This window comes from Persephonella marina EX-H1, from assembly GCF_000021565.1.
Classification (GTDB): domain Bacteria; phylum Aquificota; class Aquificia; order Aquificales; family Hydrogenothermaceae; genus Persephonella; species Persephonella marina.
Genome location: NC_012440.1, coordinates 434491 through 458641 on the forward strand (window position 1 = coordinate 434491; position 24151 = coordinate 458641).

Annotated in this window: 25 protein-coding genes; 9 read left to right on the forward strand and 16 right to left on the reverse strand. The window is 35.6% G+C overall.

All coding sequences use genetic code 11. The features are described from left to right. The first annotated feature begins 59 nt into the window (after window positions 1-59). Window positions 60-491 carry a hypothetical protein gene (locus PERMA_RS02405; protein ID WP_041530866.1) on the forward strand — a complete coding sequence of 144 codons (432 nt, stop codon included), beginning with the start codon at window positions 60-62 and terminating at the stop codon, window positions 489-491. Window positions 492-790: 299 nt separating this feature from the next. Further along, complete coding sequence (locus PERMA_RS02410) at window positions 791-3604, forward strand: tetratricopeptide repeat protein (protein ID WP_015898914.1); 2814 nt, start codon at window positions 791-793, stop codon at window positions 3602-3604. A 69-nt stretch (window positions 3605-3673) separates the two neighbouring features. Here the strand turns inward: PERMA_RS02410 and PERMA_RS02415 are convergent, their stop codons facing one another. From PERMA_RS02415 to rpmB, 11 genes are all read right to left on the reverse strand, one after another. Continuing rightward, complete coding sequence (locus PERMA_RS02415; RefSeq protein ID WP_012675913.1) at window positions 3674-3958, reverse strand: molecular chaperone DnaJ; 285 nt, start codon at window positions 3956-3958, stop codon at window positions 3674-3676. A 5-nt stretch (window positions 3959-3963) separates the two neighbouring features. After that, entirely contained in the window at window positions 3964-4164 is a 201-nt protein-coding gene (locus PERMA_RS02420; RefSeq protein WP_041530867.1) for a hypothetical protein, read from the reverse strand. Window positions 4165-4181: 17 nt separating this feature from the next. Then, window positions 4182-4604 carry an NUDIX hydrolase gene (locus PERMA_RS10450; RefSeq protein WP_049756061.1) on the reverse strand — a complete coding sequence of 141 codons (423 nt, stop codon included), beginning with the start codon at window positions 4602-4604 and terminating at the stop codon, window positions 4182-4184. A gap of 478 nt (window positions 4605-5082) precedes the next feature. After that, on the reverse strand, window positions 5083-5703 hold the full coding sequence (locus PERMA_RS02430; protein WP_012676265.1) for a hypothetical protein: 621 nt from the start codon (window positions 5701-5703) through the stop codon (window positions 5083-5085). A 124-nt stretch (window positions 5704-5827) separates the two neighbouring features. Further along, window positions 5828-6406, reverse strand: a complete 579-nt coding sequence (locus PERMA_RS02435; RefSeq protein ID WP_012675695.1) for a hypothetical protein — start codon at window positions 6404-6406, stop codon at window positions 5828-5830. Between the two features lie 21 nt (window positions 6407-6427). Then, window positions 6428-7165, reverse strand: a complete 738-nt coding sequence (locus PERMA_RS02440) for a creatininase family protein (protein WP_012676560.1) — start codon at window positions 7163-7165, stop codon at window positions 6428-6430. 3 nt (window positions 7166-7168) lie between these two features. Further along, the gene (locus tag PERMA_RS02445) at window positions 7169-7474 is read right to left on the reverse strand and encodes a ComEA family DNA-binding protein (protein WP_012676440.1); all 306 of its coding nucleotides are present in this window, start codon (window positions 7472-7474) and stop codon (window positions 7169-7171) included. Beyond that, the gene (locus tag PERMA_RS02450) at window positions 7471-8628 is read right to left on the reverse strand and encodes a DNA double-strand break repair nuclease NurA (RefSeq protein ID WP_012675388.1); all 1158 of its coding nucleotides are present in this window, start codon (window positions 8626-8628) and stop codon (window positions 7471-7473) included. Before PERMA_RS02450 ends, PERMA_RS02445 begins: the two co-directional genes overlap by 4 nt. Window positions 8629-8648: 20 nt before the next feature. Beyond that, on the reverse strand, window positions 8649-9671 hold the full coding sequence (obgE, locus tag PERMA_RS02455; RefSeq protein WP_012676423.1) for a GTPase ObgE: 1023 nt from the start codon (window positions 9669-9671) through the stop codon (window positions 8649-8651). 55 nt (window positions 9672-9726) lie between these two features. Further along, entirely contained in the window at window positions 9727-11673 is a 1947-nt protein-coding gene (locus tag PERMA_RS02460) for a helicase HerA domain-containing protein (RefSeq protein ID WP_012675686.1), read from the reverse strand. An 83-nt stretch (window positions 11674-11756) separates the two neighbouring features. Continuing rightward, the gene (gene rpmB, locus PERMA_RS02465) at window positions 11757-11951 is read right to left on the reverse strand and encodes a 50S ribosomal protein L28 (protein ID WP_012676453.1); all 195 of its coding nucleotides are present in this window, start codon (window positions 11949-11951) and stop codon (window positions 11757-11759) included. A gap of 136 nt (window positions 11952-12087) precedes the next feature. On the opposite strand from rpmB, the gene PERMA_RS10455 reads away from it, so the two are divergent. The 7 genes from PERMA_RS10455 (at window position 12088) to PERMA_RS02500 (ending at window position 19790) form a co-directional block, all read left to right on the forward strand. Continuing rightward, window positions 12088-12990 (forward strand): GGDEF domain-containing protein, encoded by a 903-nt coding sequence (locus PERMA_RS10455; RefSeq protein WP_012675406.1) that lies wholly within the window; start codon window positions 12088-12090, stop codon window positions 12988-12990. A 45-nt stretch (window positions 12991-13035) separates the two neighbouring features. Continuing rightward, window positions 13036-14334 carry a 30S ribosomal protein S12 methylthiotransferase RimO gene (gene rimO / locus PERMA_RS02475; protein ID WP_012676670.1) on the forward strand — a complete coding sequence of 433 codons (1299 nt, stop codon included), beginning with the start codon at window positions 13036-13038 and terminating at the stop codon, window positions 14332-14334. 72 nt (window positions 14335-14406) lie between these two features. Then, window positions 14407-15468: an S-methyl-5-thioribose-1-phosphate isomerase gene (mtnA, locus tag PERMA_RS02480; RefSeq protein ID WP_012675965.1), complete on the forward strand. Its 1062-nt coding sequence runs from the start codon at window positions 14407-14409 to the stop codon at window positions 15466-15468. 1 nt (window position 15469) lies between these two features. Next, entirely contained in the window at window positions 15470-16441 is a 972-nt protein-coding gene (locus tag PERMA_RS02485) for a gluconeogenesis factor YvcK family protein (RefSeq protein WP_012675401.1), read from the forward strand. Continuing rightward, a complete protein-coding gene (nadB, locus tag PERMA_RS02490) occupies window positions 16442-18019 on the forward strand; it encodes an L-aspartate oxidase (RefSeq protein ID WP_012675729.1) in 1578 nt (525 codons plus the stop codon). It abuts the gene before it with no gap. A gap of 2 nt (window positions 18020-18021) precedes the next feature. After that, window positions 18022-18534, forward strand: a complete 513-nt coding sequence (gene infC, locus PERMA_RS02495; protein WP_041530868.1) for a translation initiation factor IF-3 — start codon at window positions 18022-18024, stop codon at window positions 18532-18534. A gap of 83 nt (window positions 18535-18617) precedes the next feature. Further along, entirely contained in the window at window positions 18618-19790 is a 1173-nt protein-coding gene (locus PERMA_RS02500; protein ID WP_012675888.1) for an NAD(P)/FAD-dependent oxidoreductase, read from the forward strand. Here PERMA_RS02500 and PERMA_RS02505 read toward each other — a convergent pair whose 3' ends face one another. From PERMA_RS02505 to PERMA_RS02525, 5 genes are read right to left on the reverse strand one after another with little or no spacing between them, the layout of a single operon-like run. Further along, complete coding sequence (locus PERMA_RS02505; RefSeq protein ID WP_012675544.1) at window positions 19791-20366, reverse strand: CDP-alcohol phosphatidyltransferase family protein; 576 nt, start codon at window positions 20364-20366, stop codon at window positions 19791-19793. It abuts the gene before it with no gap. Window position 20367: 1 nt separating this feature from the next. Next, on the reverse strand, window positions 20368-20994 hold the full coding sequence (locus tag PERMA_RS02510; RefSeq protein ID WP_012675426.1) for a phosphoribosylanthranilate isomerase: 627 nt from the start codon (window positions 20992-20994) through the stop codon (window positions 20368-20370). Next, entirely contained in the window at window positions 20985-21581 is a 597-nt protein-coding gene (locus tag PERMA_RS02515) for a hypothetical protein (RefSeq protein WP_012676267.1), read from the reverse strand. Before PERMA_RS02515 ends, PERMA_RS02510 begins: the two co-directional genes overlap by 10 nt. Then, complete coding sequence (locus tag PERMA_RS02520) at window positions 21578-23257, reverse strand: tetratricopeptide repeat protein (RefSeq protein WP_012676779.1); 1680 nt, start codon at window positions 23255-23257, stop codon at window positions 21578-21580. Before PERMA_RS02520 ends, PERMA_RS02515 begins: the two co-directional genes overlap by 4 nt. A gap of 2 nt (window positions 23258-23259) precedes the next feature. Further along, entirely contained in the window at window positions 23260-24147 is an 888-nt protein-coding gene (locus PERMA_RS02525) for a universal stress protein (RefSeq protein WP_012676165.1), read from the reverse strand. Between the last annotated feature and the right edge of the window lie 4 nt (window positions 24148-24151).

Genomic DNA, 24151 nt, shown 5'->3' on the forward strand with positions numbered 1-24151 from the left:
TTTGTCAAATTTTACCTCCAGAATTTCTTAATAAGTAAAACAATCTGGAGGTAATTAAGATGAATACTAATCCCGAATTTGAAAGAAATATGAATAATTTATTCAATGAAATTGAAAAAGATTTTAAACTCAGGGAAATTGCAAAAAAAATAGCTCATATTAAACCGCAAAAAGAGTTTGATGAAATTTCCAATGGTCATGTCTATATGATTTCCCAAGAGGAATTTGAAAAACTTGATAATCTCATTTATGAAATAATGGCAATGAGTACTTCTTTACCTGACCATTTAAACAATATCATTAAACTCTGGGAACTTAACAATGTAGATGTAAAAGCCTTGATTTATCTATCTTTTTTTAGTGGGAAATATATGGGAATAACTATAGGAAAGGATATAGGGAAATTAGAATCTATGAATCTATTAAAGACGGAATTTCCTAATTTCTTAAAAGAAGTTTTATATAAAAACTCAAAGGATTATAGGAAGTAATAAACTTTTGCTTGATACAGGTAAAAGCTTTAAAAGGGAATAATATCCTAATAAGGTTTAGTTGGACTACAGAAGCAATATAAACGGCGGTAGGGTAGAGGTTTCATGATATGTTAACTGTTAGTAAAGCACTGAATTTGAGATTTATAGAATAAATAATTAGGTAAAATTGAGGTTTTAGGCATAGCTCCGATAATTATTTAATTATAAGGAGATATTATTCAAGTTATAAATTGAATAAGTTAAAGTTTTCCAGATGGTTGTAAAAGGTTTAAGATTTTAGGACGAGGTGATTTAAAATGAACCCAAAAATTGAAGCCTTAATCAACCAGCTTGAAGAATTAAAAAACAAATCAGATTCAGAAGCATGTAAAAATCTATTTGGTACTGTAATTGAGGTATTAAAAAATGAACCCACTAATGATGAAATATTAGAGGAATTGTTATCTTATTTTTGGAAAGAAGGAGATAAAATCAATCAAATTTGTCCAGATTATTATACCTCTTTCCTAAAAATTTTAGGAAATCTCTCTGAATTATTTTCAGACGATAAATTAAAATATTTTCACCTTGGCGTTTCATGGTATAGATCAGGAAAAATCCACAAAGAAAAAGGAAATCTTGATGATGCTATGAACTGTTTTAAAAATGCTATCAGATACTATGAAAATACTGTCAATATTGACTCTAACCTTGCAAATGCATGGTACAACCTTGGCCTTTCATGGGCTAAATCAGGAAAAATTCATAAAGAAAAAGGAAATCTTGATGATGCTATGAACTGTTTTAAAAATGCTATCAGATACTATGAAAATACTGTCAAAATTAACCCTAACTTTGCAGATGCATGGTACAACCTTGGCCTTTCATGGGCTAGATCAGGAGAAATTCATAAAGAAAAAGGAAATCTTGATGATGCTATGAACTGTTTTAAAAATGCTATCAGATACTGTAAAAATGCTGTCAAAATTAACCCTAACCTTGCAAATGCATGGAGTAACCTTGGCTTTTCATGGGCTAAATCAGGAGAGATTCGCAAAGAAAAAGGAAATCTTGATGATGCTATGAACTGTTTTAAAAATGCTATCAGATACTGTGAAAATGCTGTCAAAATTAACCCTAACCTTGCAAATGCATGGTACAACCTTGGCGTTTCATGGCAAAAATTAGGAGAAATTCACAAAGAAAAAGGAAATATATTTGATAACTCTATCAGATGTCTTGAAAATGCTGTCAAAATTAACCCTAACTTTGCAGATGCATGGTACAACCTTGGCGTTTCATGGGCTAGATCAGGAGAAATTCATAAAGAAAAAGGAAATCTTGATGATGCTATGAACTGTTTTAAAAATGCTATCAGATACTGTGAAAATGCTGTCAATATTGACCCTAACCTCGCAAATGCATGGAGCGACCTTGGTATTTTATGGAGAATGTTGATAAAAATTATTCCAATAAAGCCATTATTAAATACAGCAATTTCTTATGAGCTAACTATTTTATTTAATTTAAAAAGGATTATTGATGGTCTTAATTCTAAACTTTTAATTGAAAGTTATATTAACAAATTTGTTTTTTCTTCGTTGGATAGATTACTTTTTTATTCTTCACTTCACAAAAATAGTCTGACAGAAAAAAAGGAAATATTAGAAGCTGTGGAACAGTTTAAAGGTTATTTCTTCTTCAAGGAGTTCGTGGGAAAACAGCAGATTACGGACAATACTAATTTAAACAAATTACTAAAACTGCATGAAAAATTTAATGTTAACAAAACAATAGAAAATGCGCTACATAGCCTTAAAAACGCAATGCAAAAAGATAATTCCATTGATACTAACCTTTTAAGATATATAATTCTTGAGTCAGAAGCTGAAAATTCCACAAATAATAAAGAAAAAACCAGAGAGATTGAACAAATATTTTATGACACTCTTAAAAATATATCTGTTAACTTTAATTTTGATAATCTCAATTTAAAAACTAATGAAACTATTGTGTACCTATTGTTTAGAGAAATTGCTATTTATAGAGATATCAAAAGAGTACTTACCATAATATTAGTTTATAAAAATGGTGGCGAAATAAAAGTAAATACAAAAAATTATGATATAGGAGGAACTAATATTGACGATTATGCAGAGATATCCTATTTACTAAACGCAAAACTTATCCTTCCATTAGCATCAAATAAAAACTTAGATGATAATCTATTAAAAGATATAAAAAATAAAATAGAAAGAAGTCTAATAAGAGATGAAACAAAAAATTATATTTTAGATTTTATTGAAAGTAATTCATTAAAAGAATTTTTACTGATTCGTAGAAAGTTATTTGCTGATGTTATAGATATACTCAAGAGACATGTACTCCCTTTAATTCCAAAAGACAAAACCAGAGTTTATATATCCCCTATAGGTGAACTAAATAGACTTCCTGTACATATTGCCCTGATTGACGAAAAAGAAGTTTCTTATCTGCCAACTGCAAAACTGTTAGAAAAAAGAATACAGCTAACATTTTCTAAGAAAGCTTTAATTGTATTTACAGAAGAAAAACAGCTAAAAGATGAAGCTGTAGAAGTGGAAAAAATCTTGAAAGAAGATGGATATTTTGTAGAAATGCTTAATCTGAGCCAATATTCCAACAGGAAAGAAATTCTCAAAAAGAAATTAGAAGAAAAAGATTGGAATATCGTCCATTTTGTTCTGCATGGAAAGTACGATGAAGACACAAATATGTCTTATCTTATACTTTCTCCTACAGAAAATTTAACCCGTGAAGATATCTACCTTATGAATTTAAATATAAATTTAGTTTCCCTTAGCTCCTGCGAAACATATACAAACAAGAAAGTTGAAGGATTTGATGAAATAAACGCTATTGAGAAGGCATTTCTGGTCAATAATGTACAGAGAGTTATATCTACATATTATGCTGTATTTTCTAAAGGGGCTAAAGAGTTCAGCACTTCATATTTTAAACAGTTAATAAAAGAAAATCACAACTTTGAAAAAGCGTTCAGGAATACAGTCCTTGAGCTTAAACAAAAAGGAGAAGATGAATATATGTTCTTCAGATATACGTCTAAAGGACAAGATACTATAGTTATCTAAGAACAAGAGAAATTTGGAAGGGGGAAATTTTAAGTTTCCCCCATTATAATTGGAGTTAAACTCTTAGAATCAACCTGTTCTAACAGCTCTACGAATTTTGTATTTCCCAAAGGCAGGAACTGCCCCGACACCACCACAAACCGAACATTTTCCCCAACCTGCTGAACCACCTCCTCCACAGTAACCACATTTAACTATTGGAGTTTCTGGTTCTTCACATACCAAAGTAATCACCCCGACTCCTCCGCAAACCGAACATTTTCCCCAACCTGCTGAACCACCTCCTCTACAGTAACCACATTTAACTATTGTAACTTTTCCTTGTTTTTCAATAACAACAACTTTTAGATTCATTTTTCTCACCTCCTAATCATAAAATGCCATGATAAAATATCTTCAATTGCTATACTTTCACCAACGTAACTTTTTGTACTTTCTTTACACCGGTTTTTTCGCAAATTATCTTTCATCCTCAAACTGAGTTGAGATTTCCATTCCAGTATTCCTTCCAGTAAAGCTAAACCTGTTTGCTTCTTTGCAGGTTTACTTTCCTTCATCATCTTTAGCACCTCCAAAGTTATTTAGTTAAAAACAAGTCTCTGTTTCTTACTACATGGAAAACAAACGGAAGAATTTCTTCTGTATAAGGGGTGAGTTTTAGGTTTGATAAATCTTCAATAGAGAACCATTGAGCATTCTTGTTTTTTATCTGTATTTTATCCTTCTGAATCTCACATATAAAAAGATTTAATATATAGTGCCTATTTAATTTAGTGTCCTTAAAACAGAAACTACAGAATTGATTTACTTTGTTAATATTGTTTATTCCTGTTTCCTCATTTATCTCCCTAATTAAACATTCTTCGAGAGATTCATATTCTCTTTTTTTTCCTCCGGGTAACTCTAAATATCCGTTGTATCTGTTCGAATCTTCCCTCCTAACTAGTACAATATCGCTATTGTTTAAAATTATTCCTTTACATATATTTACTAATTCCATTATCGTATCCTCCTGAATTATCTTTCAATAAATAAGAAAAATCTCTCGGAAAATTTGACTTAATTACCTTGTTTATAATGATTTTTTGAGATAATATGACGAAAATTACATAACATAGCTTCAAAGTTTTTCCTAAATATGAATATAAAATTCTGACCAAAAAGGATTTTGAGAATAGAACTGAAAATTTGTAGAATAAAAAAAATTAAAAATAAGATACTTGTTTAAAACTCTCAAAGAAACAAATTACAATACCGGCTAATTGCAAGAAAAAAAGTTAGGGACAGATGTTATAGAAATGCATGACGAACACGGAAAAATTACGATAGAATCTTTGAGAAGTTTTTATGGAGTATGCATAAATACGCAATAAAGATCAAATGAATAGAAGAAATTAACTGGACAGAAAAGGAATGTGTTGAAAAAAATAATATAATTATTCATCCCCCTGGTCAGATCAATCAGGTACAGGTTAAACTCAGAATGTTAGACCAAACTCAACGTTTACTACTGTTCCACCAAAATCGAAAGTTTCTTCGTACTTAGTAACATTACCGTATGAATCAATTTCATAAAACTGAAAATCCTGATTGTTAGTAAAAAACTTGATAAATGTACCTATAAAAGCTTTTGGTGATATAGAGTATCTCATTCCTGCTTTTAAAACACCACCTGTTCCTCTACCGGCATCTTCATAGGTGTATTCATAGTATCCATCTGTAGCTGTTAAAGAGAGTTTATTCATATAAATGCCCAGTCCAATCCCAGCATAAAGCTCCAGTTTGTTGTTCTGATGGGAGAATATTCCGATAACTTCTATTCCTCTGGTCTGTATTTCACCTGATCCTGTTAGTCCAGTATCGTAAAGTTCAGCCTGTGTAGAATGCCCTGATAGGTCAAAGTGGAGATAAAAAGACTGTGAGACCCTTTTTGAAAGAGATACTGTAATGTCTGTTCCTTCATCCCAGCCGTCAAGATCTTCAGAATTTGGATAAAAAATGCCTGCACTTAGAGAAACTCGGCTCTCGTAGGCATAGGGTTGAGAAAAGATTAGAAAAAACATAACAGGAACAAGAAAAAAGTTTTTGAATTTAAACATTAAAAGAACCTCCAGCGTTTTAATAATTAAGAACGCTGAAGATAGAAGATACCTGACAGATCCTGATATTTTTTAAAGATTTGATGAAGAAAAGCTGGCTTTAAAAGCCAGCTAGATAAATTTTTTAAAAATGTATTCCAAGCTCTAATCCGTATGAAGTTCCTCCAAAGTTTGCTTTATAGTATCTCCCATTTATATAATCATAAACTTCCTGATCGTTTGTGTTGTATTTTACAAATAAACCAAAAAACCCTCCCTTACTGTCTGATCTTACGCCAAACTTGGCAACATATCCTAAGGCTGAACCCGTGCTTGAGTTAGATATTGATAAAAATTTAACTTCTTCATCTAAGCTGTTCACATAATATCCAACTCCCCCAGCTGCGTAGACATATACACTACTTCCAAAAGTAACTGTAAAAAGAGCTTCAAGAGCTGTAGTATCAATTTTTCCATAATAGGAGGAAGAGTCATATTCTACACTGTACCCAGAAGCATCAATCATAATTCCATAACTATCTGTAATCTTTCTGAGAATTGAAATACCAAAAACTCCCGATCCATCCCAATCTTTCAGATCACCAGTAGGTTTGAAGGTACCTCCAAATAAAGAAACTGCATATTTTTTTTCAGCAGCAGCTGATACACCGTATATTAGGGTTAATCCCATAATGAATGTCATAAAAAAGATGAATTTTCTCATGGCACTCCCTCCTATATCAAATTAAAAAAGCTTCTTTTTTGCTATCTCCTTCACCCTTTCTATTATTATCCTTACAGCCTCTTCCATGATCAGTTTTCCGTACTTCTCTTTTGCGAGCCACGGGGCAGATTCCATTCTGCCGTCAGGGTAAAGCTTTTTGAACTCCTCCCCTGACAGTGGAAAGTAACCGTCAGGCTTTTCAATCTTTTTCTTTTCCTTAGGTTTTGTCTCAAAAGCTTCCGGTCTTAAGAACTTTGTTACTGATACCTCTGAAGGTGTTGCATGAAAGCCGTTTTTGTCCTCAAAGATATCCCTTTCCATCTCCTGTATCTCAGGAAGTAAAAACCATGAGATTATCTCATATATACCTGGTTTGTTTTCATACTTTAGCTGTTCAAAAGCTGTTTTTACAGCATTTATATTCCCGCCGTGTCCGTTTATAAATATTATTCTCCTGAAACCCTGGTTTAACAGAGAGTTTATTATGTCCTTTACAAGGTTTATCAGTGTTACCGGGGATAATGTTACTGTTCCTTTAAAGGCTGAGTGATGCTGTGACATACCGTATGTTATTGTTGGAGCTACAAGTATGTCCATCCTTCTTCCAACTTCCCTCGCTATAGCCTCTGCTGTTATAAAGTCTGTTCCTATAAGACCGTAAGGGCTGTGCTGTTCTACAGATCCTATAGGTATAAGAATGATATCCTTCTCAACCAGATATGCTTCAACCTCAACGTAAGACAGATTTTCAAGTAACATCCTCTATTCCACCTTTAAGTAATTTTTAAATCTTCTGTAGTTCCTTAAACTCTTAAGCTCTGATACAGATTTAAAGTATCCCTTTTCCTCTCTTAATTTTAATATTTTTTCAGCTGTTTTTTCACCTATATAAGGGACTTTAATAAGCTCTTCCATTGTTGCTGTATTTATATCTATCTGAAAATCCTCTTTCTTTATTTTCGGTTCGGTGTAAATGTTATTTTCTATAAATTTAAAAAGTAAAACTGAGAAAACTATCAGTGTTATTGATACCATCTGGACATTTAAAACTTTAAGATTTATCTTCATTTCAGACCTTCTCTGCCGTGTATCTCTCTTTTCAGATCAAGAAGATTCTCTATAAGATCCATATCTTTATTTGTTATTCTGACCTCGTTGTCAGCTTTTTTAAGGAGAAATGGATAGCCAATAACAGAGTAGTAGTTAAGAATATCAAGTATTCTCTCAGGTGTTACATCCTCTGTTAACTGGGGATTTTCATAAACCTCTATAAGTGATATCGTTCTTCCCCTGTCGTACTTTCCGTAAAAGTATTTTATGCTTATATCTTTAAGCTCAACGGCTATATCCTTCTCAAGATACTCAAAAACCTCAGAGAACTCCCATTTTTTCTGTTCAAGGTCAACATAAACAGGCTCACTGTATCCTGTCTCTTTTATGAACTGGTGAAATATTCTTATATCAGGCATTGATCTGTTGAATATCTCGGTAAGGTGTGATGTTTTTGCGACACCTATAACAACAGGATTCCAGTCAAGACCGTAAAACAGCCTGTGAAGGAGCAGAAGATACTCAAAGTAGGCAAGTTTTGAAAATGCAGCCTCTAAAACATCCCTTCTTCTTCCTTTCTCTCCTAAGATTTCTTCCAGCCTTTCTGAAACTTTCTGTTTTATCTGTTCAGAGAATGATGTTATATCCTCTTTCATAAGGTTATCTTTTATTTCTGGTATAAACTCACCTGATATCTGTGCTATCTTCCCTTCAAAGTCCTCGTTTGAGAACCAGTCTGTTTTTGGGAAGAATGTAATAAATCTACTGCTTAATGTTCCGTCCAGTATTATCACTGAAGGTTTTTCCTTTTCTGAAAGTCTCAGAACAGCCTTTAACTCTGATAAGAACATAAGCATTCTGAAGTAGTCATCAACAAGGTCAGATCTTTTTATAACAGAGAGGTTTATATCACCTGTTACCTCTTCAACAAACTCTCCATCTTCTCTGTATCCTACAGCATATCCACACACAGAGTACAGGTAAAAACCAAGGTAATGTCTTTTGTTAAAAGATCCATCCTCAGCAACTGTGTATCTGTAAGTAGGTTTTGGGGTGTAAGTATTCCATTTTGATCTGACCTCTTTTTCTGTAACCTCACTGTTTAACGATAATGCAAGTGATGATATCTCGTTTTTCAGCCTGTATGTCTTACCAAGAAGTTCTGCTCTCAATTAAACACACCTTTTTTCAATTATTTTATCAGCTCTTTTTCAGAGATTTTCTCATAAACCTCAGCTATAAGTTTTATTAGCTGATCAAGACCTTCCTTTGTAACAAGTGATACCGCTACAAATGGATAACCTCTTTTTGAAAACTCTTTTTTCAGCTTTTCTATCAATGATCTGTCTGAGAGCATATCTATCTTATTTCCTACAACTATCTGCGGTTTTTTTACAAGTTCAGGGGAGTATTTCTCAAGCTCTTTATTTATTATCTCAAATGCTTCTATAGGATCCCTCTCCCTCTGATCAGAGATATCTATCATATGTATTAACGCCTTTGTTCTCTCTATATGTCTTAAAAACTCATGTCCAAGTCCTGCACCTTTTGAGGCACCTTCTATAAGACCAGGTATATCTGCTATAACTACTGATTTTCCATAATCAAGCTGTAAAACCCCCAAGACAGGTGTGAGCGTTGTGAATGGGTAGTCTGCTATCTTAGGCTTTGCCTTTGAAAGAACGGATATAAGAGTTGATTTACCTGCATTTGGGAATCCTATTATACCTATATCTGCTATAAGTTTTAGCTCAAGCTCAATCCATCTTTCCTCTCCAGGCTGTCCCTCTTCAGCATAGTCAGGTGCCTGATTTGTTGAGGTTTTAAAAGCCGCATTTCCCCTTCCACCTCTTCCACCTTTCGCAACAACAACCTTCTGACCGTCATAGATAAGATCAGCAAGTATCTCTCCCGTTTCTGCATCTTTTACAACAGTTCCTACCGGGACTTTTATGATAAGATCCTTCCCGTTCCTGCCGTGTCTGTTATTTCCTGATCCGTGCTGTCCGTTCTCAGCTTTAAAATGTTTTTTATATCTAAAATCCATAAGTGTTTTCAGACTTTTGTCCGCCATTATGATAACATCTCCCCCTTTTCCACCATTTCCTCCTGACGGTCCACCCATACGGACATACTTCTCCCTTCTGAATGCAACACATCCATTCCCACCATCTCCAGCCTTTACATGGATCTTCGCTTTATCTATAAATCTCATCTCTATCACCTTCCTTAATGTCTGAATAATTTATTCTGTGAAGGATTTTATTCAATCATCCAAGTCTTATCTCTGTAACTATACCAAAAGGTACCCCAAGACCGGTTATAAATCCAGTTCCCGGTTTTAAGAATGGGAGAAGGCTGAATATATCCTCTTTTGAGTACTCAAAGAATACAGAAACAGCCTCAAGATCGTTTCTGTTTATAAGTTTAAATACAGCCTGTGTGTTGAGCTGTGATAGAACATACTTACTTATGTTTGCTGGTCTCTGTGTTATAGCTATAAGACCGAGGTTAAACTTTCTTCCCTCCGTGGCTATCTTCCTTGTCATCAGATATGACAGGTTTGTCATGCCTGCCTGTATCTCACCATACCCTTTCTCAGGTGCAAAGTTCTGTGCCTCTTCAAGTATAACAAGACTTTTATCTCTGGTATTTCTGGCATTTTTGTATATATACTTAAGTGTTATACCTGCTATATTTGTTCTTGATCTTGGATCTTCTATATTCTGGAAGTTATAAACTGTAAAATTCTTTTTGCTGTGAACTGAGTTTTTTATATCTGTTATGATCTCTGGCTGTAAGGATAATGCATCCATACCGTAATCATCCTTTAGCATATCAATAACGGTAAGTATCTCTTCTCTCAGAGGTGATCCAGGTGATAACACCTCTGATGATTCTAAAAGTAGATCCTCAAGGGATTTCTCCCTGTAACCTATAAAATCAATATCAGGTTTCAGATAAACTCTGAAAAATGATGAGACTCTCCTTTCATCAAGTGATCTTTCCTGAAGTGGAATTCCGTATTCCCTCAGTATATCCCTAATATTCTCAACATTTATGGGGAATAGTATATTTGGAAGTGTTATAACTTCAGTTTTATCAGATGGTAAAAAATCTGTGTACTCGCCGTAAAGATCAAATATAAATATCTTCTTTCCTTCAGGATCTATATTCTCCAATATCCTTTTTACAAATGTTGTTTTTCCCGATCCTGTTGTTCCAAGAACTGCCATATGCATTGTGTATATCTTTTCAAGGTCTATGTAAGCCTTCAGCTGAGTGTTGTAAAGCTTTCCAAAATTAACAGGCTCGCTCATCCTGTAGCCTGCGTGATTTATCATTAAAATATCTTCTATCTCCTTTTCATCTTTAAGCCTGAATACAGGACATCCGGATTCTGGTGGTTTTAAAGGAGTTTTCAGTATACTCTCTCCTTTTTCTATCCTTTTGGGGTTGAACTCTGTCAGTATCTCAACGGTTGCAACGGTTATCTCAGGATTTCTCTCATTCAGGTATGAAAGTAATGCAGCATTTCTCCATTCTCTATCTTTTTCCGAAAGTATCAGTCTTAGCTTGTCTCTATCTGACAGGAGAGATGGGGACAAAAAGTTTAGGAATGTGTTAAATACGGTGCTGCTCAGATTTTTAACTGTTGCTATTCTACCGAGGAGAAAACCGCTGTCTGAAGGTATCTTTATGTATGTCTGCTGGGGTAAAGATTCAAAAAGAAGGATCTCACAGTTTATGGAGTTTACAGAATTTAGAACAACCCCAGCTATCTCACCAAATATGTTTACAGATTTTTTTACAATCTGATCAAACTGTTCCTCAAGCTTTCTTATCTGCTCTTTATCAGATAGGAAGACAGCTGTCTCTATATTACCATCTTCAAGAAGACCTGAAACTGTAAGGTTAGAAGAACCTATTACAGCCTTTTCTCCATCTACAACAACAAACTTACTGTGAAGTTTATCATTAAGGTAAAGCTGACCGCCTGTCTTTTTTAACAGATCAAAAACCCTTCTGTCTGTGATAACAAGATCTTCAAGCTCTGAATTTCTTATAACAGCCTTAATCTTTATATCTTTTCTGTTTAAAAGCTTCTCTAATATCTCGTATTTTATCCATGGGGATGATATAAGGATGTAATCTTTTGCTTCTGAAACCAGCTTTATCAGTAGAGGAAGTATCTCCTCTTTTTGAAGTATTCTCATTTTCAAACCTTTTATTTTTTAAGATAGAAAAAGAAGAGGAGAAGAACAAGGAGGGTGTGTGTCAGATGAAGGGAGAGGTCTCCCTATCTGACAGCTTTTCTGACCTTTCCTGCCTTAAGGCATTTGGCGCATACATAGATCTTTTTTGTTGTTCCGTCAGGAAGAACAGCCTTTACCTTCTGGAGATTAGGCTTCCATGTTCTCTTTGTTGTTGTAGCAGAGTGAGCTACCCTATTTCCGTGAGCTGTCTTTTTACCACATATCTGACAAACTGCCATCACTTTCCTCCAATCTTTTATAACGAAATAAATATTATACAAAAATTCAGATCAAAAAACATCACTATTTTCAAGATTTAAGATAAAAAGGTATGATAAAATAAGTGTTTGTAAATAAACAATTTACAGGTGGAAAATGTTATTTAAAGTAAAGGATTATATGAGTAAAGATCCCGTAACAGTTTCACCGGAATGCTCTTTTAAGGAAATTGTAGACATAATGAAAACAAAAAAGATAGGAAGTGTTCTTGTTGTTGATGCTGATAGAAGACTTAAGGATATAGTTACACAGAGTGATCTTATAATGCATCTTCTACACGGTAATCTTGAAGCCAAGGTTAAAAACTTTATAAGAGATAAAAAGCTTATAACAATTGATGAGAACTCCCATGTCTTTGATGCTGTTTCCTACTTTGAGAAATACAGGATAAAACATCTTCCTGTTCTGGATGGTGATAGTAGACTTGTGGGTATAATAACGGCAACAGATATACTTAAGAAGGTGGCCGGAATTGGTCTGATGGATCCTCTAACAGGACTGAACAACAGAAACTATTATGAGCTTTTAAAACAGAAATACTACTGCAAGCTTCTCAGTATATCTGTCATTATGGCGGACCTGGATGATTTTAAAAAGATAAATGATAGATACGGTCATCTTGTTGGGGATGAGGTCCTTAAAAAGGTTGGAAGTATTTTTAAGACCAACCTCAGAATTTATGATGAGATAATAAGGTGGGGTGGTGAAGAGTTTTTAATACTCCTTCCAAGGACAAATATTAAAAGAGCTGTGATGATAGCTGGGAGATTGAAAGAGAAGATCTCAGCTATAAGATTTAAAGATTATCTAGATTTAAAGATAAGTATAAGTATGGGTATAAGCCACTACGAAGGGGAAGGAAGATTCCTTGATACAGCTGTCAGGGAAGCTGATAAAGCCCTTTTGACAGCTAAAAAAGAAGGTAAAAACAGAATCGTTACAGGAAAAAATATACTTAATGTTATGGAAAAATCAGAAAAATTAGCCATTGAAAGATAAAACCAATATAATATTTTGTCTTTATTAAAAATTCAGGGATATTCTATGAAGATTGGTGTAATAAGTTTAGGCTGTCCAAAAAATCTTGTTGATACTGAGCTTATACTCGGTAGGCTAAAAACAGATAAGGTTCAGATAGTGAGCGATCTGAATGATGCTGAGGTTATACTGGTAAACACCTGTGGTTTTATAGATGAAGCGAAGGAGGAGTCTGTAAATACTATACTTGAGGTGGCACGTCTGAAAGAGAATGGAAACAAAAAGATTGTAGTTACAGGATGTCTTGTTGAGAGATATAAAAAAGAGCTTGAAAAAGAGATACCTGAAGTTGATATGTTTATAGATCTGAAGGAAGAGCTTTTGATCCCTGAGAAGCTGGGAATAAAAGTAGATAACTTCTCCTCACCGTACCAGAAAAGATTACTGACAACACCGAAACATACAGCCTACCTTAAGATATCTGAGGGATGCGACCACACCTGTGGATTCTGTGCTATCCCATCAATAAGGGGAAAACACAGAAGCAGAACTATTGAGGATATTGTTGAAGAGGCAAAAAGGCTGGCAGATCTGGGAGTAAAAGAGCTGAATATTGTCTCACAGGATACAAGCTATTACGGGACTGATATCTATGGAAAACCTATGCTCTGGGAGCTAATAAGCAGGTTAGAAAAGATAGAAGGTGTAAGATGGATAAGACTTTACTACCTTTATCCTACTACGGTGACAGAGGATTTTATAAAAAGGATGGCTGACAGTGAGAAGGTTGTTAAGTATTTTGAGATGCCTATTCAACATACAGAGGACAGGATTCTGAAAGATATGATGAGGGGATACAGAAAAAGCAGAATTGAGAAAATACTTGAATGGAAGGATAGGTATATTCCTGAAGCTGCTGTCAGGTCTGCTGTGATTGTAGGTTTTCCTACAGAGACAGAGAGAGATTTTGAGAGTATGAAAGATTTTATAAAACAGGCTAAATTTGACTGGCTTGGTGTTTTTAAGTACTCACATGAGGAAGGAACACCTGCATATACAAAATATAGGGACTCTATCCCAGAGGAAGAGAAGATAAGAAGAAAAAATGAGATAACACAGCTGCAGGAAGGTATAACAGAAGAGAAAAATAGAGATCTTATTGGAAAGGAGATAGAGGTAATTGTAGATGGTTTTTCTGAGGAGTGGGAAACACTCCCTGTAGGCAGAACATACAGGAGTGCTTTTGAGATAGACGGTATCGTTTATATAGAAACGGAAAGACCTGTTAAGGTTGGTGATTTTGCAAAACTGAAAATAAAGGATCTTGCAGACAGTTATGATCTTGTTGGAGAGATATGTGAATAGTACCTTAAAGATTTAAGACATTAAGGTATAATTTTTGCATAATCCTTTATCAGAAACATTCAGGAGGGTTTCTTGAGGAAGATAAAAGATATAAGACCTATACAGTTAAAGGATCATAAACTTTATGTTATAAACCAGTTAAAACTTCCAAAAGAAAAAGAGTGGCTTGAGCTCTCAACTTATCAGCAGGTTGCTGAAGCTATTGAGAAGATGATAATAAGGGGGGCTCCTCTTATAGGTATAGTTGGAGCTTACGGATTTGCTATAGGTGTTAAACAGATACTGGATGAGGGAAGGTCTCTTGATGATGTCAGGGATGTTTTTGACAGACTGAAAAATACAAGACCAACAGCTGTTAATCTTTTCTGGGCACTTGAGAGGGTATGGAAAAAGTTTGAGAGGTGGACAGAAGAGGGAAGGTCAGGAGAGGAACTTGTGAACCTTCTTTTTAAAGAGGCGGAAAGGATAGACCTTGAGGATTATCACGCAAATAAGGCTATTGGAGGATACGGTCAGGTTTTACTCCCTGAGAGATGTAATGTTCTTACACACTGTAATACAGGAGCTCTTGCAACATCAGGATGGGGGACAGCCCTTGGTGTTATAAGAAGTGCATTTGAGAATGGAAAAGATATAACAGTTTATGTAGATGAGACAAGACCGTATCTTCAGGGATCAAGGCTTACAGCATGGGAGCTTGTTGAGGAAGGTATACCACATTACCTTATAACGGATAACTCAGCCGGTTTTTTGATGTCTAAAGGTATTATAGATGCGATCATAGTCGGTGCAGACAGAATAACAGCAAATGGGGATGTTGCAAACAAGATAGGAACTTACACCCTTGCAGTTCTTGCAGAAGCTCACGGTATTCCTTTTTATGTTGCTGCTCCGACATCAACATTTGATCTTGATACTGATAGCGGAAAGGATATCCCGATAGAGGAAAGATCCCAGTTAGAGGTAAAAAAATGTGGTGGGTGTGATATAGCACCTGAGGAAACGGAAGCTTTAAACTACTCATTTGATGTTACACCTGCATCTAAAATAACGGCTATTATCACCGAAAAAGGTATAATATCTCACGTTGATAAGGAGCATATAACTAAATTTTTAAGATATAGAGGAGTTTGATATGAGGGTTGTGGCAGTTGGTGGAGGAACAGGACTTTCTTCATTACTTAGAGGTATAAAACATCTTGTTCCTGACACCATAAGGGACCTTTCAGCTATTGTAACGGTTGCTGATAACGGTGGAAGTTCAGGGAGACTTAGAGAGGAGATGCAGGTACCTGCTCCTGGAGATATAAGAAACTGTATCGTTGCTCTTGCTGAAGATGAGGATATTCTTACTCAGGTTTTCCAGTACAGATTTTCAAACGGAAACGGTCTTAAAGGACACAGTTTTGGAAATCTTTTTCTCTCAGTTCTGACGAAGATAACAGGGGATTTTTTAGATGCTGTTGAAATAACATCAAATATCTTGAAGATAAAAGGTGAGATAATCCCTTCAACAGATAAACTTGTTGATATAGTTGCCCAGTTCAGTGACGGTGCGATCATAAAGGGAGAAACACAGATAACAGAGTATGGGAAGCAGCTTAAAGGAAAGATTGTCAGAATATGGATGGAACCGTCTGATGTAGAAGCACCACAGAAGGCTTTAGAGAAAATAAGAGATGCAGATTTTATAATACTTGGTCCTGGAAGTCTTTACACAAGTATTATCCCGAATCTTCTCGTTAAAGATATTAAGGAAGCTATACTAAACAGCAAAGCCTACAAAATATATATCTGCAATGTGATGACCCAGTACGGGGAAACGTACAAATTCTCAGCATCCCAGCATATTAAGGCTATACATGAAACAGTTGGTGAGGAGTTTATAGATGCTGCTATAATAAATACAACATTACCACCACATGAGCTTATAGAGAAATATATGAGAGAAAATTCCCAGCCTGTTACAGCTGATGTTCCGGAGATAGTTGATATGGGAATAACAGTTTATGCAAAGGATCTTATTGAAGCAGGAGATTATGTAAGACACAACCCTGAGAAGCTTACAGCGGTCCTGCTTGAAGTAATGGAAAAAGCAAGAGTGTAGATGAGAAGGTATATCTCAAATTTTAATACAGCAGATTTATCTGATGAGTATGTGGATACTATCATCATAGGTGCAGGTCTCGCCGGTCTTACAACAGCCCTTCAGCTTAAAAACCTTGGTATAGATCCTCTTATAATAACAAGAAAAGAGACCGGCATCTCAAACTCATTCCTTGCCCAGGGTGGTATCGCAGCAGCTATAGGAAAGGATGATGATCCACAGATACACTATGAGGACACAATAAAAGCTGGGAAAGGTCTCTGTATAGAGAGGAATGTTAGTGTTCTTGTTGAGGAAGGACTTGAAAGGGTTATAGATCTTATCAGATACGGTGTTCCATTTGATAGGGATGAGAAAGGATACCTCAGGCTAACACAGGAAGGTGCCCACTCAAGAAAAAGGGTTCTTCATGTAAAGGATATGACAGGAAAAGAGATAGGAAAGACCGTTTACAGTATTCTATCAGAGAAAGGTATAAAAATAGAGACAGGCTATTTCCTTGAAGAGATACTGACGGATGATAACAGATTTGTAGGTATAATCGTTTCAGACAGAAAAAATAAAAAACTTATAAGAGGTAAATCGCTTGTAATAGCAACAGGTGGTTACAGTGCCCTTTACTACAGAAACACATCAGCTTACAACATTTCAGGAGACACACTTGGAACAGCTTACAGGGCAGGATGTATCCTGAAGGATCTTGAGTTTGTTCAGTTTCATCCAACAGCGATATATATAGAAGGTGAACCAGCCTATCTCATATCTGAGGCTGTAAGGGGAGAAGGAGCTCTCCTTGTTGATGATAGAGAGGAGAGATTTATAGATGAGCTGAAACCGAGGGATGAGGTAGCAAGGGCTATATTTAAAAAGTATACAGAAGGAAGAAGGGTTTTCCTTGACATATCTCCACTGAAGAAGAGAGGTATAGATATAAAGGAGAGATTTCCAACAATATTCAGTATGCTGAAATATTACGGGTATGGCGATAAAACTCTTATACCTGTAAGTCCAGCGGCACATTACACTATTGGTGGGATAGAGGCAACATCAAACGGTAAAACATCCGTTGAAGGTATATTTGCTGTTGGGGAGTCCTCATGTACAGGCGTTCACGGCGCAAACAGACTGGCAAGTAATTCATTACTTGAGTGTGTTGTTTTTGGATATAAAACAGCTTACAGTGTTTTCAGTTACAATATGTATGCAGACGTAAATAAGAATATAAAAATAAAAAACAAAATGAGAGGAGAAAAAATATTAACAAAGGAGAGAAAAAGATTTATATTAAATAAAATAAAAAAGGTTATGTGGGAAAAGGTAGGTTTGATCAGAAATAAAGAGGTTTTGAAAGAAGCTCTCTCTCAGATAAATTCTATAGAGGAAGAGATATCAGATTACTCAAACACAAGGTATCTTACAGATCTTATATACCTTTCAAAAGCTGTTATTCTTTCCGCATTGAATAGAGAAGAAAGCAGGGGAACACATTACAGGTCTGATTATCCGGATGAAAATCCAGAATTTAAGAAGCATACAAAGGTTTACGATGATTTTAAAATAAAACTGGAGGTAAATTAGTCATTCAGGAGTTAAGAGTTAACGAACAGATAAGGGTCAGGGAAGTCAGGCTTATTGATGAGAAAGGCCAGAACCTAGGTATAGTCCCTATTGATGAAGCATTAAGAATTGCTGAGGAGAAGGGGCTTGATCTTGTTGAGGTTTCACCAAACGCAAAACCTCCTGTGTGCAAGATAATGGACTACGGAAAGTACAAGTTTGAGCAGAAGAAGAAGGAGAAGGAGGCGAAGAAGAAGCAGAGAGCAAAGATGCAGAATGTGAAAGAGATAAAATTCAGAGTGAAGATTGAGGATCACGATTACAGGACTAAGGTAAAGCATATCAGGGAGTTTATTGAGGATGGAGACAAGGTTAAGGTCTGGATATGGTTTAGAGGGAGAGAGAATGTACATCCTGAGATAGGTGAGAGACTTGCACACAGGATTATAGAGGATCTTTCAGACATAGCAAAGGTTGAAAAACCACCAAAAAAAGAAGGAAGAAATATGATATTCACACTTGTTCCAAAACAGTAGCCTCCAATATTATAATATTAGCATATTGACAATTTTGTATATCCTGATATATTAAGATAAACTACAGATCTCTGGAGGCTACTGTGAAGAAGGTTCTTGTTTTAGGTGGTGGAACTGCCGGTGTTGAGACAGCTATATTTCTAAAAAAAGAAGGATTTGATGTTGAGCTTGTTTCTGACAGAGATTTTTTCTATATATATCCTATATCCATATGGATCCCAACAGGTGAGGTTGGTTTAGATAGTATCTCCATTCCTTTGAAGGATCTATCAGAATCACACGGTTTTAAAGTTACAGTTGATGAGGTTGAAAGGATATCAGCCTCCGATATGAAGGTCTACCTTAAAAACTCAGGTGAGAGATCAGATTTTGATTATCTTGTTATAGCTCTAGGTCAATCTAAGATAAAACATGAAGGTATAGAACATACACTATCAATTTGTGGCTCTCCTCAGGAAGCTTTGAAAATAAGAGAAAGAATAGAGGACCTTATAAAAATAGGAAAAGGTAAGATAGCCTTTGGATTCGGTGGAAATCCAAGGGCAAAAGAGGCTGTTAGGGGTGGACCTGTTTTTGAGATTCTTTTTAACACACATAACTATCTTAAAAAACTTGGGATAAGGGATAATTTTGAGCTTATATTCTTTGCACCTATGGAAAAGCCCGGAGCTAGACTTGGGGAAAAAGCTTTAAAGATGCTTGATAGAATGTTTAATAAGATGGGAATAAAAAGATTCACAGGAAAAAAGATAAAAAGATTTACCCAGAACAGTGTTGTATTTGAAGATGGAAGCTCTGTTGAGGCTGATCTTATACTTTTCACACCTGGAGGAACAGGGCATCCTGTGATTAAAAACTCAGATCTTCCTCAAACTGAAGCAGGCTTTATAAAGATAGAGGATAGCTGTCAGGTTGTTGGTTTTGAGAATATATACGCAGCAGGTGATGTTGTTTCAATAGAAGGACCTGAATGGAAGGCTAAGCAGGGTCATTTAGCAGAGGTAATGGGGAGAAATATAGCTCACAATATAGCTGTTAAAGAAGGAATTAAAAGTGGTGAACCGAAAGGCTATAAGGAGCATATAAATATTTTCTGTCTTATGGATATGGGAAATGGCGGAGGACTTGCTTACAGATCGGAAAATAAGGCCTTATTAATTCCTCTGCCTGTTATTGGTCATTATCTGAAAAAAGGATGGGGTGTTTATTACAAGCTTTCAAAACTTGGTAAGATACCGAGAATACCGGGTATGTGATCATAAAGATTTTTTATAAAAACAGATAACTCTCTGAAGAGCTGTTACAGCAGATCCAACAGCTATAATAGATACAGCGATCTCAAGATAACCTGTAAATACAGCTATTATCAGGACGATTGATCTCTCAGCCCTCTCAAAAATACCAACCTTACAGTCTATTCCGAGACCCTCTGCCCTTGCCCTTGTGTAGCTGACCATATATGAGAACATTATTGCTAAAAGTGTGACTGAAAGAAAGAGAGTATTTTCACTGAATATAAGTGCTATAGCCATAAGGGGAAAAAAGTCTGAAAGTCTGTCAACGACAGAGTCTATAAAAGCCCCAAACCTTGTTATTTTTTTATGCTTTCTTGCCAGAGCTCCATCAAGGGCATCGCAAAGATTGCCTGCAAGTATTAAAAAGCCTGCCGTTATATACTCCTGAAGAAATAGAAAGTAAGATCCTGCAATAATAAATAAAAGACCTGAGAATGTTACAACATTTGGAGAGATATTTATCCTGTGAAGAAGGTCTACAACTGGAGATATCTTTTCCTCAAAGACAGGTTTTATCTGTTTTATTATCTGGCTCAAGCTAACTCTCCATTCTGGCTATTTTTATAAATCTTTCCACTTTTTCAAGATCTTTAATACCTGGTTTTATCTCGAGCTTTGAGGATGCATCAACGCCGTAAGGTTTTATATGATCAATCAGTCTCTTCAGGTTTTCAGGTGATAAACCACCTGATAGTATAATCCGATCGTAAATCTGTGTTACTTTTCTTGCTAGGTCTGGATCTATCTGTTTTCCTGTTCCTCCGTACTCACCTTCCTTATATGTGTCTATAAGAACAGGATAATTTTTCTCAAAGAAAGGGAACATCATGTTTATATCTTTTTCAGATTTTATTCTGAATGCTTTTATAACCCTGTCCTCAGGAAATTTTGATAAAAACTCTACAGTCTCATTACCGTGAAACTGTACAATATCAACAGTTTTGAGAAGCTCCTCCACAATTTTTTCAGAAGGGTTCACTGTTACGGCGACGAGTCTCGTTTTTCCCTGAATGGATTTTCTGATCTCTCTTATCCTTTTAATATCTATATGTCTGGGACTTTTTTCAAAAAAAATCACCCCTATATGTGTGGCTCCAAGCTCTGACACTATTAAAGCCTGCTCAACCTGTGTAATTCCGCATATCTTTATAAACTCTACAGCCATCTCACACTTTTTATGTATATTTTTATTATCTCTTCATCATCCTTTAAAATAAATATAGACCGTATTTTACCGGATTCATACCTGTAACGGGCAGAAAAATTCTTGTAAAACACCTCTTCCGGTTTTAAACCTTTGAATTTTATAGTATATCTTCCTGTATTAACTATTATATGATCTTTCTTACATCTGTATCTGCTGTCTTCCGGGATGTAAAATCTGCCTGTAAGTAAGTCCTCTAAGCTGAATGGTATATCTGTCTTTATATACTCTGAGAGTATGTCAGTGTCAATACCGCAGTTTTCCTTGTCCTTAAGCAGTACACATACCTCTCTGTTCGTTCTGTATTTTACAGAAACAACCTTCTGTCCAAGAGGTGTAAATATACTGATTTTTTTATCTTTTTCAAACTTTCCTGTAAAAAGGAAAAATACACCACCTGTAAATATTGTTCCTGAGATCTTAAAAGGTCTCACTTCCTCGCTGTTTTTCTTTAGTATGTGATAAAACTTTTCCTCACAGGTGATCTGCTTTTTTAACGGTGCACATGATGATAAAATGAGAATAACAAGAAGAAAAATGTATCTCATCTCTCAAGTTCTTTTATCTTTTCTAATATTCTTTTTTTCAGTCCAGGTTCCCCTTCATCCCCTGTTTTCTCAATTATCTCAAGGGCTTTTCTGTAAAGTTTTAAAGCCTCTTCTTTATTTCCTAAAGCCTCTTCAACCTCTGCGAGATGTTCGGTAACCACAGGGTCGTCAGGGGCTTTCTGGTATGCCTGTTTAATATATTTTAATGCCTTCAGATACTCACCCTTTTTAAAGTATCCCCATCCGAGACTGTCAAGATAGGCTGCACTGTCAGGAACAAGCTCAAGAGCCTTTCTTATCATATCCATAGCTCTGTCTATATCTCTGTTTCTTATTATTAGTGAGTAGCCGTAATAGTTAAGAGCATCTGGAAAGTCAGGTCTCAGTTCAAGGGCTTTTTTGAATGCTTCCTCCGCTTTGTCCCACTGGTCTAACTTCTCATAGTATATACCTTCAAAGAAGTATATTGTTGGATCTTTATCGTTTATACTTTTAGCTTCCTGTATGTAAGACAGAGCTGCATCAAGATTTCCCCTTTTATTCTCAATATCAGCCATTATAAGCAAAACTCTGTAATCCCTTGGATCAAGGGAGTACAATCTGTTGAGAACATCAAGGGCTTTCTCATACTGTCCTGTTCTTGTGTAAACCTCAGCGAGCCTTTCCAGTATCTCTGAGTTTTCAGGTTCAAGCTTTAAAACCTTCAGATAGATCTCTTCAGCCTTTTTGTATCTCTGTGCACTCTCATAAGCCATACCGAGTATTGATAGAACTGTGGGGTTATCTGGCTCTTCTTTTGCAAGTTCTTCAAGCTCTCTTATTATCTCCTCACCTTTATTCTCTCTCAGATAAAGTAAAAATTTCTTCAGAAGAGCGTCCTTGTTTGAAGGATCTATCTTTACTATCCTGTTTATTATCTCTTCAGCCTTTTTAAACTGGTCAGCCTGAACATAAACCTGAAAGAGTCTGTTTAAAGCTTCAAGATCGTTTGGATCTTTCTCAAGAACTTTCAGGTATACCTTTTCTGCCTCTTTAAACTTCCTGTCCTGAAGATAGAGCTCACCTAATAGAACATAGGCAGGCTGGTAAAGGGGTTCTATCTCAAGGGCTTTTTTTAGATGTTTGATGGCCTCTTCCTTGTTGTTCTGGAAGAGATATATCCTTGCAAGTGTGTAGTAAACCCTTGGCTTTTTCGGAGATATCTTTGCTATCTTAAAGAGAACCTCTTTTGCTTTTTCAGCGTCATTCTTCTTAAGATAGACATCAACAAGCTGGCTTAAGATCGCTTCATTATCAGGAAATCTCTCTATACCTTTGAGTGCAACCTCTTCAGCTTTATCAAGATTGCCTAAATTTTTGTAAATCTTTGTTGCGAAAGAGTAGGTTTCAGGTTTATCAGGAAATCTTTTCACAAAATCCTCAAGTATCTTTACAGCCTCATCCTTCTTTTTAGCATGTAGGGCAAGGAGTATTGTTTCCTCGTATATGCTGTAAGCTTCGGGGGCGAGCTGAATAGTTTTTTTACAAAGCTGGAAAGCTGAAAGGGCATCTCCTGATTTTGAGGCATACTTACAGGCTGCATAGAAAAAATAAGGATTGTCATACTCTTTCTGTGCCTGTGTAGCAGAACATGAGGCTGTAATTATAAGAATCATAAAAAATATTAATTTCTTCAAAATCATCTCCTTCTAACTATTAAGACAGGAACAGGTGAGTTTTCAACCATACGCATAGCTGTTGTTCCAAGGAAAAATCTTTTTATATCCTTTCCTTTTCTTTTTCCTACTACAACAAGATCAGGTTTTATCTGTTCAACAGATTTTAGAAGTACATCCTCAGGTTTTCCCTTCTCAATCTTTATATCAACAGGAACGGAAAGCTCACTGCTTATCTCTTCCTTTATCTTTTCAAGAAGTCTGAGCTTCTTCTCAAAAACCTTTTCGTAAATATGTCTGAGATGTGCAAACCATTCATCGCTGTCAGCATGAACGATATAAACTTCACTTTTTGTGATTTTTGCTATCTCCTTTACCACCTCAAGGGCTTCAATGGAGTTTGGGAGAAAGTCGTAACCACACAGTATCTTATTTATTTCTGTAAGTGATGCCCCCTTTACAACAAGGGTTGATATCTTTGATTTGTTAACTATCTTCTCAGCCACGCTTCCAAGGAGAACTCTCTCAAGAAGACCTTTTTTATGGCTGCCGATAGCTATAAGATCAAACTCCTTCTCATCTGATATTTCAAGTATAGTTTCAGCTATATTACCAATCTCAACAGAAGAGGTGATATTCAGTCCTTCAGCCTTTCCTTTAAGTATGTACCTTTCCAGCTTTTCTTTCGCTTCCTCTTTCAGTATGGACTCTACCTCAAAAACTACCTGAAACTCTTCAGTCTGTATTAGAGGTTCAAATCCCTCTTCCTGAAAAAGTGGGGATATAGGTTCTATAACATGTATAAGATGTATATCTGCATTGTAAAGCTTTCCTAAGAACAGTGCAGAATCAAATATACTGTCGGATATCTCTGAAAAATCAATACCTACAAGTATTTTCTTGAAAGGCATATTT